This is a genomic window from Roseinatronobacter domitianus, from assembly GCF_023336755.1.
Classification (GTDB): Bacteria; Pseudomonadota; Alphaproteobacteria; order Rhodobacterales; family Rhodobacteraceae; genus Roseinatronobacter; species Roseinatronobacter domitianus.
On record NZ_JALZWP010000033.1, the window covers coordinates 1 to 10,395 of the forward strand.

8 protein-coding genes, 1 tRNA gene and 1 pseudogene are annotated in these 10,395 nt (G+C 64.1%); 4 read left to right on the forward strand and 6 right to left on the reverse strand.

All coding sequences use genetic code 11. The features are described from left to right. Window positions 1-50: 50 nt before the first annotated feature. Window positions 51-127, forward strand: a tRNA-Met gene (locus tag M3N55_RS16200). On the opposite strand, the gene M3N55_RS16205 is transcribed toward M3N55_RS16200, so the two are convergent. The 4 genes from M3N55_RS16205 to M3N55_RS16220 all read right to left on the reverse strand — a co-directional run bounded on the left by M3N55_RS16205 (window position 84) and on the right by M3N55_RS16220 (window position 7,501). Next, a complete protein-coding gene (locus M3N55_RS16205; RefSeq protein WP_346429285.1) occupies window positions 84-1,796 on the reverse strand; it encodes a recombinase family protein in 1,713 nt (570 codons plus the stop codon). The genes M3N55_RS16200 and M3N55_RS16205 overlap by 44 nt on opposite strands. Window positions 1,797-3,157: 1,361 nt before the next feature. After that, a complete protein-coding gene (locus M3N55_RS16210; protein WP_249060911.1) occupies window positions 3,158-5,752 on the reverse strand; it encodes an AAA family ATPase in 2,595 nt (864 codons plus the stop codon). A 135-nt stretch (window positions 5,753-5,887) separates the two neighbouring features. Beyond that, window positions 5,888-6,454, reverse strand: a complete 567-nt coding sequence (locus M3N55_RS16215; protein ID WP_249060912.1) for a PDDEXK-like family protein — start codon at window positions 6,452-6,454, stop codon at window positions 5,888-5,890. 72 nt (window positions 6,455-6,526) lie between these two features. Then, entirely contained in the window at window positions 6,527-7,501 is a 975-nt protein-coding gene (locus M3N55_RS16220) for a hypothetical protein (protein ID WP_249060913.1), read from the reverse strand. 95 nt (window positions 7,502-7,596) lie between these two features. On the opposite strand from M3N55_RS16220, the gene M3N55_RS16225 reads away from it, so the two are divergent. Continuing rightward, the gene (locus M3N55_RS16225; protein WP_249060914.1) at window positions 7,597-7,773 is read left to right on the forward strand and encodes a hypothetical protein; all 177 of its coding nucleotides are present in this window, start codon (window positions 7,597-7,599) and stop codon (window positions 7,771-7,773) included. Window positions 7,774-7,935: 162 nt separating this feature from the next. On the opposite strand, the gene M3N55_RS16230 is transcribed toward M3N55_RS16225, so the two are convergent. Continuing rightward, window positions 7,936-8,121, reverse strand: coding sequence for a hypothetical protein (locus M3N55_RS16230; protein WP_249060915.1), 186 nt, complete (start codon window positions 8,119-8,121; stop codon window positions 7,936-7,938). Between the two features lie 101 nt (window positions 8,122-8,222). Then, complete coding sequence (locus M3N55_RS16235; RefSeq protein WP_249060916.1) at window positions 8,223-8,984, reverse strand: hypothetical protein; 762 nt, start codon at window positions 8,982-8,984, stop codon at window positions 8,223-8,225. A 312-nt stretch (window positions 8,985-9,296) separates the two neighbouring features. Here M3N55_RS16235 and M3N55_RS16240 point away from each other — a divergent pair, with 312 nt between their 5' ends. Both M3N55_RS16240 and M3N55_RS16245 read left to right on the forward strand, forming a co-directional pair. Then, a complete protein-coding gene (locus M3N55_RS16240; RefSeq protein ID WP_249060917.1) occupies window positions 9,297-9,995 on the forward strand; it encodes a DNA-binding protein in 699 nt (232 codons plus the stop codon). Window positions 9,996-10,267: 272 nt separating this feature from the next. Then, window positions 10,268-10,395, forward strand: a pseudogene (locus tag M3N55_RS16245) (IS3 family transposase); the annotation flags it as partial.

Sequence of the window (10,395 nt, forward strand, 5' to 3'; positions counted from 1 at the left end):
GGAGAGTAGCTCACCGCCAAACCTGATAATCAACCAGTCCATAATACCAACGCGGGGTGGAGCAGCCAGGTAGCTCGTCAGGCTCATAACCTGAAGGTCACAGGTTCAAATCCTGTCCCCGCAACCATCGTTACTTGCCCAACACCCGCACTACCCGTGCGGGTTTTTGCGTTTGTGTCCAACCCATTCCCACATAACGATAAAATCGCCCCCAACTCCCCCACCAGCTCGATCCGGTGACCGTTGGGCGCGTCTGGATCCGGCGTCAGCGTTACGCTCTCGATCAGGCCCCGCAGCAAATCTGCCGCTTCGGGCCGCGCCTCCTGGGTGTTCAGGGCCGCTGCCAGGTCTGCCACTTTGCGCGCATAAGTCTCGGCAAGGCCCGGGTGGATCGCCACCGGTTCCGGATCAGGCAGGGCGGCCAGCCTTGCCTCCAGTTCGGCCCGTTCTGCCTCCGGCGCGTCCATCTTCGCCTTCATGCTCGCATGAAACATGCCCTGGGTGATCGCGGTGACAATCGCGTCGATCTCTTTCATCACCTTGGCATGGCGGCGTTCCTGCTTGCCCCGGGCGGCCAAGGCGTCCCGCCGCTCCGTCTGCATCTCCTGCTGCCAGGTCGTGATGTACGCCCGGATCAGATCGGGGTGCATCAGGCGGGTCTGCAGCCCGTTCAGGACGCGGGCCTCCACATCCTTGCGCGCGATCGTCTTCTTGTTCGAGCAGGTTCCCCGGTTGCGCGCGGCCGAGCAGCCATAGCGCGTGGCGCTGATTATGATATAGCCCGCCCCGCAGCAGCCGCAGTTGAGAAGGCCTGACAGCAGGTAGCGCGGGCGGTGCGCGCGTTCGATCCTTGGCGCGTCCGGGTCTTCTGCCCGTTCCGTCAGGATATCCTCCCGGATCGCGCCCTGGCGGCGTTTGACCCGCGCCCATAGGGCGTCGTCGATGATGCGCAGATGCGGCACCTCTTCGGTGATCCACTCATCAGGTGGGTTCAGCCGAGCCTGCCGTTTGCCGGTATCCGGGTCCTTGATAAACCGTTGCCGGTTCCAGACGAGAAGGCCTCGATAAAGGTCATTGTTGAGGACCCCTGTCCCGCGCTTCCAGTTCCCCGATATTGTGGAAAACGACCACGTGCCGGATCCTTTCCCGCCCGACCGGGGCGGGGCGATGCCGTCCCGGTTCAGGCCGATCGTGATCGACCGCGCGCTCAGCCCCCGGTCATATTCCGTGAATATCCGCCGTACGATCGCGGCCTGCGCCTCATCGATCACCCGGTCTCCGGTGGTGTAGGTCCCGTCCGGAAGGGGTTGGCGGTCGAGCCGGTAGCCGTAGCTGATCCCACCTGCGGATTTGCCCTGCTTCACCCGGCCTTCAAGGCCCCTGTGCGTCTTCTCGGCAAGCTGCCGCAGGAACAGCGCCGACATCGTGCCGCCAAGCCCGATATGCATTTCGCTGATCACGCCCTCAGCTTTCGTGAACACCTCCACGCCCAAGTACCGCATCCGCTTGTGCAGGCCCGCGATATGTTCCTGATCGCGGCTCAGCCGGTCCAGCGCCTCGGCCACCAGCACATCGAAGCGCCCCGCCATTGCGGCCTGCTGCAGCGCCTGATAGCCCGGACGCAGATGGCTGGCCCCGGACAGTGCTTCGTCTGCGAAGACCTCCACAACCTGCCAGCCGCGCTCCTCGGCCAGCTTGCGGCAGAGCCGCACCTGATCCGTGATCGAGGCAGCTGATTGCATGTCACTCGAATAGCGCGCGTAAATCGCAGCCCGCAGGCCCGTCATCTCTCTCATCACCGCGTCCCCCTTTCCTCCGCTCGCGCCCGTCGCGCGTCCGCCCGCGCCATCAGCCGCACCAGGTCCAGCAGTGCCGGGTGCGGTGGCGGCAGCGTATCTTGCCGGTTCGGCGCGTTCTTGACCAGCGAAAGGATCGCGCCTGCGGGAGGGGGCTTGCGGGGGGTCTTGTTGAGTGACAGGGGCACGTTACCGATCTCCCCAGGGCAGGGGCGTGGTTGCGCGTGTCAGCCGGATCGCTTGGTTGCTCACCCGTTGTCGTCCCGTCTTGTGCTCTCGCGCGCCCCGGTGCATCGGCCTTTGCGGCGATGGGGGCGCAAGCAAGACTATAGCCTGTCACGGATGCGAAATCTGCCCCCCGGGCCGAAATGCTTGGGGATTGGAAATCCATTAACGCGTTGGTGTGGCGATATAAAATAGGGATCACGCGCGCTGCGGAAGCCCTCCGAGAGGTGGGCGTCAGGTGTTCCTTGATATGGGTTGGCATGCGGGAACTCCGTTAGGTTGGGACGCGTCGGCTCAGAGGGGTGAGGCCCGCGGTCGAGGCGAAATGAGTAGCGCGCGGAACAAGACGTGATCCGGTCGCCCCAGCGGCGCGGCCCGGATACGAGGTCAGGTGGTATGTCCGTGACATGGGATTGCGTATTTACTCGGGGCTGTCCTGAAATGGGCCGCCCGCGCCACAGCGCGTCCGGCGTGCCTGCGGCGCTGTCTGGTTTTTTTGAGGTTTGGGGTCGTGGTTTGGTGTTTTGTCCTGAGGCATCGAGTCCTGAAATAGAAAAGACCAAGGACGACCGCCCCTCGGGCGGAAAAGCCTTCGGCCAGGTCAGGTTGATCGGTAGGGCCTGATCCAGCCAGGGTGGTCCTGATCCGGGGCCGCCCGCGCCACGGCGCGTCTGGCGTGCCTGCGGCGCTGGTGTTTGGTTTTTTGGGTGTGGGGACGTGTGGGCTTTGGTCCTTGGGTCCTGGGTTTGTGAGCTGATCGAAGATAAAGCCGCCCGCCGGGCCGGGTAAATGCGCGCGTTCTCCGGACTGTGCCGGTTTAGGTCATCGCGCGAACCTATGTCGTCGGGGCGCAGGAAATCCGTGAAGCTTTGCACCATAACGGCCATGATCCCTGGGTGTTTGGACCGGACGTCGCGCTTGGCGATGTGTGGGTCGATGGAAAAGGGGACGATGCCGCCGAGCGGGGCGGATGGGCCGCAGCGCAGCGGTCCGAATGGGGGTGGTCTCGGGCATGGAGGCACTCCTTGTGTCGTGTCGAATGGATGAGGGCCGCTGGCTCTGATCGGCGCGCCCGGGCTTGTGGGGGCCTCGCGCGCTTTGGCATGCAAGCCCGGACAGCGCGCTGGCTGGCCCGCTCAGGCCGCGAAGGGCCGGATGATGTCCGGGTCGGGCGGGGTGTTGGTGTTGTCGGCCCGGTCCGGCCCGTGCCGCAGCTTAAGCGGGGCCGGTGCGTGCCCCTGTTCCGGAGCGATCGTCAGCAGACGGGCTTCAGGGTGTTCGACCAGACCATCGGAGGGCCGGGTGACATCATCTGTCGCGCGGGTTCTCTGCTCCTCGGGGGCCGGTAAGACCGGCGCAGCAGTGGTCTGTTCGGGAAGGATCGGTCCGGGAGGGGTCTGTCCCGGCACCACTCCGGGCTCGGCATCCGGCACGACCTTCGCGACCAGCGCCTCCAGCTCGGGGCCGGTCAGCACGCCGGTCCGGAGCAATGCCGTGGCCATCTCCTCCAGCAAGGCGCGGTTGGCGTCCACAATCCGCAGGGCACGGGCCTGTGCCTGTTGCAGCCGGGCCTCGACCCGCGCGCGCAGGGCCGGCTCGACGCGCAGGCGCGCCAGCACCATCTCGGGATCGCCCAACCAGAGCAGCTCATCGCCCAAACCCCATGACAGCTCCATCGCGGCCGCGCCCTGCGTGGCGCGCGCGAGATCGCTGTTGGCGTCCCCAGCTGCGCCGCCGGAGGGTTCCCCGAACATGACGATCTCCGCCGCGCGTCCGCCAAGATCATCGGCCAGCGTGTCGGCGATCTCATTGCGGCGCTGGCTGCGGCGCAGAAGGGATTGCTGCGTCACCCCGCCGCCGCCTTGAAGCGCCAGCATCTGCGGGCGCGCGATCCCGGTCGCAGCCCCGGTGAGCGCATGACCCGCCTCGTGCACCGCGATCTGCCAGCGGATCGCTTCGGGAACCGGCGGGCGCAGGTTGCTCAAGGTTGCGTTCAGATCGTCGCAGGTGAGCGGGCGCTTCTCCTGACGGGCCCGCGCGCGGGCGGACCGGACGAGGCCTGCAATATCTGCCCCTGACATACCGGATGCCTGCGCGGCAAGGCCGGTCAGGTCCGCATCCGCCAGATCCGGCCAGGCCTGCCAGCGGATCGCCGCAGGGAGCAGATCATGTGTCGGGTAGCCCAGATGCAGCACCCGGTCAAAGCGGCCGGGTCGGCGGACGGCTTTGTCGATCCGGTCCACATGATTTGTCGCGCCCATGATGACCACGCCCTCATGCCCCTCATAGCCGTCCATGGCAGCCAAAAGACCCGTCACCACATACTCGGTCCAGGTGCGGTTGTTGTCCCCCACACGCTCGCGGTCGCCGACGGCATCCAACTCGTCGATGAACAAGACCGCGGGCGCGCGTGCGGCGGCGCGGGCAAAACACTCCCGCATTGCCTTGATCACCTCACTCCCGCGGGCGCCTTCCGAGGACCAGTCGGCGATCGAGCCGGAGATGACGTTGATCCCGGCCGATCTGGCGATCAGGCGGGGAATTTCCGTTTTGCCGCTCCCCGGCGGGCCGGAGAGAAGCAGGCCGCGGGTGACGTCTTTCCACGCGATCTCGCCTGCCTGCCAGGCAAGCAGGTCCGTGACCATCTGCTCCAGCGGATCGCGCACCTCTTGCGGCAGCGGGAAATCCGCCAGCCCCGGCCCATCGGCCGTGTCCGGGGCCGAAGCCTGCACCAAGGCCGCGACGGCACCCTCCAGCGTCGGGCTGCGAAGGGCCAGCACCAGATCGTCCGGCCCCAGCCCCTTGCAGTGGGCGTCGTCCGGCAGCCGGGCGAGGGCGGGCGTGTCGGTCCGGTCATCGTCTCCCCGGCTCCCCGTGTCGGAGTAAGCATCGGCGAGGATCCCGGCCAGCATGGCCCGGTCGAGGGCGGCGAGCCGGATCACCTGCGGCGTCATAGCGCGCAGGGCCGCGGGCAGGGTCCCCGCCGCCACGGCTACTGCGACAATCGCACGCCGCGTCTCCAGCGCCGTGCGCACCGCGGGCACAAGCTGGCCGATCGGGCTTTCGCCGGATTTGCGGCTGTCCTTCGAGACCACGGCGTCTTCCGCGCGAACTGTCTTGGGCAGCGGCGCGTCTTCCGGCCAGAAGGGCGCGCGGCTCAGGGTATGATCGAGGACCTTGTAGAGGGTCTCGTCGAGGCCGGGCGTGTCCGCCGAAAGCACCGTCAGCGACCCGGGCGCGCTCAGGGCTTTATATAGCGCGGCAGGGCTGCCGAAGGTGGCGGCCAGCCGGGTTACAGCAAGCGCCACGGCAGGCCGCAGGGTATAGGCCGCCGCCTCCTTGCCCGACCCGTCGGGGACAGGCGGCAGGGCGTCCGCCATGAGGGCCGCGGCGGCTTCCGCCTCCGCCTCAACAAAATCGAGAATATCATCCAGATCGGTCCGGGGCGCCGCATTGGCGGTGTCCGCCGGGCGGGCCGCGGTGGAGGATCCCATGGTGGGGGTCGACGACTTGGGAGCGGTAAAAGCGGGGCGAACTGCAGCAGGCGGCGCATCGGTCGGCGCAGTGTAAGGCGGGTGGGTCGTGATCACACCGGAGATCGTCGCCCAAGCGGGCTGCACAGCAAGCAGGCTCTCGCGGATCGCGGCGGCGAAACCGCGCCAGTCAGCAGAAGCGGCGGCGCCGGTGGTCGTGGACGTGAGCGGATGGGTCGGGGTCATGGGCTGCGTCATGGGAAGCCTCCGTCAGGAATAAGGAAAGGGAAAACGGTCCGGCCCAATGGTGGACCAGGAACGCGATCTGGTTGCAGGGGGCGGGTGTTGCGGGTCGGCCCAGTCAGGCGGCACCGGTCAGGCAGCCCCGATGATTTAGGCGGCGAGGTCGAGGTCCGCGTCCCAGCCGCCGGGGATGGCATCAGTGTGGCCCAGCCGGGCGAGCGCCGCATCAAGCGACGCGCGTGGGTCGCGGCGCAACTGCGCGATCTCGGAGGCGTGGATCACCTGACGATGCTGCCAGTCGGCGGTGAAACGCACCACATTCTCGCTCAGGATGACCTTCGCAAGCATATCGAAGTCAGTGGCTTCATAGGGGCCGCGTCCGGTCGCGCCGCGTTCACTGCGCTGGCGCAGGTTGAAGACATAGTCGCCGTTGATGGTGACCGCGTGGCGCGTCTTGACCTGAATGCGGATGGGGGTGCCATTCGGGAGGATAAGAGCCCGATCACAGCGTTCATGTTCGGGCATGGGAAAAGCCCGTTCCCCAAGACGCATGAACAGTGAGTCCACGAAAAGTTCAGCCGAGGCGCCAAGGTGCTTTGCGTAGCGGCACAGGTCCTCGGTCGTCATGTTCGGGTAATGGGCCAGCGCCGTCCGCGCATCGCGGATCTCAGCCGGGCGGGACGGCATGGTCAGGCCGGGAAGAAAGGGCTGCATCATTATGCACCTCATTCATGAAGGGAAAGGAGAGGGGGCGTGTGCCCCCTTCGGAAGATCGCGCGTCCTGCCGGCTCAGGCCGCCAGTGCCGGCCCAAAGGCACCATCGCCGTCAGGGCCGGGCCCGCTGAAATCCTCGAGCTGCATCATCTCCGCGACCAGGCCGAAAAACCGGTCCTGCAGCTGCCGGGTCTGGCGCGCCACCGCATGGGTGCCGGGCAACATGAACTGCGGCCGATAGTCCATGAGCGTATCGAACAGGAACAGGCGTGCGTCATCATCTGCCTGCTCGATCAGGCTGAACAGGGCGTATCCCATCTCCCAAAGCGCCCGGTCTTCACAGCGGTTCAGCTCAGCGGCCATGACCTCATGAAGTGCGTCGAGCATCGCGGTCAGAGCAGCCTCCGACCGCAGCATCGCGAACCCGAAGGGCCGCGCCCGGACGTCTCCTGCCACCGGGCGTTGGAGCATCTGGTCTGCGCGGATAAACTGGTCCATCGCGCCCAGCAGGCCGGTGAAGCAGCGCGACATCCCGGTATGCGCCACGCGCGCGCTGGAGGGCTTCCCCGCCTTCTCGTCATGCTCGATCACGTCTCCCCCGGTCCCGGGCAGCACGATATGGGCTGCGAGCGCGTCGAACGCCGTGTCCAAGAGGGCATTATAGCGCGGCAGGCCCGCCCGGTAGAGCCCGAAGAGCACCGTCTCGTGGCGCATCGCAAGGATATTCCGGATCATCGCCACCTCGGTGGGCGTCTGCGTCGTCAGGACGGTCCGGACCATCTTGGCCGCCATTTGCAGCCCATAGGCCATCTCGTCCTCGGGCTCCACCGCGAGGATCACCGCGCAGTGGCTCAGCGTCTGGGCGCGGGCCGCATCCACCGCGCCGGTAAAGGCCGCAAGCGCCGGATCCTGGCCGTCATAGCCGCCAAGATCGCGCTCGGCAGACGTCAGCTGGGACAGCGCCCCAACCAGAGCGGTGAACCGCGCAAACATCGCGCGCAGCGGGGGTTCAGCGAACGGGGGAATAGTGGTATCGATACGTTTAGCCATCGGAGCCTCCTCAATAGGTTCTGGCGGTTAGAGCGGGCGGGTGTTGGTAGCACCTGCCTTGCTCGCATATTGAGCATATGCTTTATTTTGAGGTCATGAGCAAAGATACTGTATTCCCTGTGAAGAAGCTGGTGAACCTGACAGAAGATCAGGCGAAGCGGATATCCGATTTCCGCTTCGAGAAGCGCCTAGCTTCGGAGAACGAGGCGATCCGGGTCCTCATTGGGCTTGGGTTGGATGCATCCGCTGAGAAGGGTGGTCTGACCGACTGACCAGCGATGGCTGACCGCATAGTCCAAGTTTAAGTGATGACCGAAGAGGCCTTGTCGGCTCAGGGCGACCTGTGTCTCAGATTTGATTCATGCCACCAGTTCCTGGCCGAAAGCCCTGGCGCCATTGGGACAAGTCCCAAGGATATCGTTGAGGAAAATTGATCAGCTGCGGCTGAATCGTTGCTGCTCACACTTGTGGATCCCATGGACACGACTTCCGGCAACGCGCACATCTGCACAAAACTCTGAAAGGAGCGCGCCGCCGCGCATGTCTGCGATCTCTTCACCGACGAAGAATGCTACAACTTCTTCAAGGCTGCCGGGTATAAAACCGATTGAGCGCAACATGCTCTAGCACTATTGCAGCCTTCATCCTGTCGGTTCCACTTTGTCGCCTGCACGTTTTGCATGGCCGCGAGCTCAATGACCCGCCGCAATGTGAGGGCGTTTCATTCTGAGGTGCACATGTCCGGTCCATCTGCGAGATAAGCCGCCAGGCTACACGTTCCCTGCATCGCCGAAGCGCAACGCTTCTCAAGCAGGGTCTGGAGCGCCTTGTCGCGCGTCACCAGATAGCCGCCCGCGACTGCCAGCGTGATAACATCGCCGATAACTGAACACGACGTCAGCCGCGCAGCCTCAACATCACAGACGCGGATGTTGACCGAGCTGGGCAGAAGCGAGTCGAGTTCCTGCAGCATCCGGCATTGGGCTTCAAGTGTATCGGTGCTCAATCCCGCATAAGGGCCGTGACATCTAAACACCATGTCGAGCCGCGTGCGGTCTATCAGCACCAAACCCTCAGCACGGGTCACAGAAAAAAGACTCTCGCGTAGCTCAGCACACTGGGAAGTATACTCGGAGAGATCGATTTCAGGGCCGATTTCGGCGCGCAGCACCTCAGGGTGTTTGACGAATTCGGGGAGTGAACTTGGGACATAAAGGAAAGCGTCGAAATGCGCCAAGCGCCAGGCTCTCCGATAGACATCGTTCCACGCCGAGATGAAATCAGGATAAAACGTGCCACTCAGCTTGCTCGGGTTAGCGTTGTCGAGCGCCTGCTTCCGACAGGGCTTGGCAGGCAAACGGCCTCGGCGTCTTGCCAGATCGTCAAGGATATCGCGGAGCCGGCGCTCCTGTACATCTCCGAATTGCGGAAGGCCGCGACATTCCTGCAAAAATGCGTTCAAGGATCCAGCGGAATCCAGCACAGAGTGTACCGTCCAGCTTCGCAGCCTGGGATGGTTCCTGAAGGCCGCACGGAAGCGTATCCGAGGGTGTCGGTCAGTAAGAACCTGCGCTATGGTCGTGTCGGGCTGTCTGGTATTCAAATCTTCATCGGCTTGCATCCTTGAAAATATAAGTTCTGTTGTGCTGGGTGTAAATGTGCCCTTTCGATCCGATGGCTGTCTATTTGGCGAAGCGGCTGCTCTTAAGTGAGGATGGCGATCCAGTCCCGGGGTCTAATCTACGCTGCACGCGCCGTGCTAAGCGTATTGATATGTATCATCGTTACGCTACATATGATACATTACGAAACGAAAAAGGTCGTCACCATGCCCCGTGCGTCGATCCTCACTTCGGAAAACGTCGCGCGTGCGGCAAGCGAATTGCTCGCGCAGGGCAAGCCCGTGACAAATGCCGCTGTGCATGAGCTGGTCGGGGGTGGGTCCATGTCCACCCTCGCGCCGCTGCTGCGCGCCTGGCGCGAGGAACAAAGGAAGGTGACGCGCGAAGAGATCGAGGTTCCGGACGCCGTCATGGAACAGCTGCGCGACCTGGCAATGCGGCTATGGCGCGAAGCGACGGAGGAGGCTCAGGCGGCAACCGACGCGCTGCGCCGCGACATGACTGATATGCGCACCGAGGCGGAGCGGCAGTACGCCGAGCTACTCGATGACTTGAGGGGCGTGGAAGCGGAGCGCGACGCTGCCAAGGACATGCTGGAACAGGTGAAGGCCAGCCTTGCCGAGCTTGAGGCTGAGAAGTCCTCCTTGTCCGAGGAACTGAACAAACTGCAGGCTGAACAAAGCGCACTTCAAGAGAGATGCGGAATGCTGGAGGCGGCCAAGATCGAGGCTGACGATCGGGCTACGCGCGCTGACGACCGGCTCACCGAGTTCTTCCGCCGGATGAGGGCCGAGACCGGCGGGGCCGATCCGGGCACCGGTAATCCGGGCGGTTCGGGCGAGGGTAAGCGAAGCCCAAAAAGCCGCGGTTGACGCAAGGGGGCGGAAAGCGTTCGTTCGCTGTGATCTGCGCTGAAGACGGATACTGACCTTGCTGGCAGTCGGTGGATCGGCGTGGCACTTCCTGGCGGTTGACGTAATTACTTTTAGGGTCGGCACTCAAGCAGCTGTCTTTGCGGCAGTACCGTTGTAGACATTTGTGAAGCTGTTGCTTATCGCGCTGGCCGATTTTCGCAACTCGGCGGAAGAATATTGAATCGCCCCGAGTTTGTCGGAGACCATCAACTTAAGTAAGGATGGTTGTGATGACAAAAAGCAAAATGGCAAATCGCTACTCACCCGAGGTCCGCGCACGGGCGGTCCGGATGGTGTTCGAGCATCAAGGCTCATACGAAACGCAGGCGGGCGCGATTGCGGCCATTGCACCTAAGAT

Bases quoted from the DNA above. Each gene is read 5' to 3' on its own strand.
- M3N55_RS16225 (WP_249060914.1), top strand. From the start codon at position 7,597: ATGAGCAAAGATACTGTATTCCCTGTGAAGAAGCTGGTGAACCTGACA.
- M3N55_RS16220 (WP_249060913.1), bottom strand. From the start codon at position 7,501: ATGGCTAAACGTATCGATACCACTATTCCCCCGTTCGCTGAACCCCCG.
- M3N55_RS16230 (WP_249060915.1), bottom strand. From the start codon at position 8,121: ATGTTGCGCTCAATCGGTTTTATACCCGGCAGCCTTGAAGAAGTTGTA.
- M3N55_RS16215 (WP_249060912.1), bottom strand. From the start codon at position 6,454: ATGATGCAGCCCTTTCTTCCCGGCCTGACCATGCCGTCCCGCCCGGCT.
- M3N55_RS16240 (WP_249060917.1), top strand. From the start codon at position 9,297: ATGATACATTACGAAACGAAAAAGGTCGTCACCATGCCCCGTGCGTCG.
- M3N55_RS16210 (WP_249060911.1), bottom strand. From the start codon at position 5,752: ATGACGCAGCCCATGACCCCGACCCATCCGCTCACGTCCACGACCACC.
- M3N55_RS16205 (WP_346429285.1), bottom strand. From the start codon at position 1,796: ATGAGAGAGATGACGGGCCTGCGGGCTGCGATTTACGCGCGCTATTCG.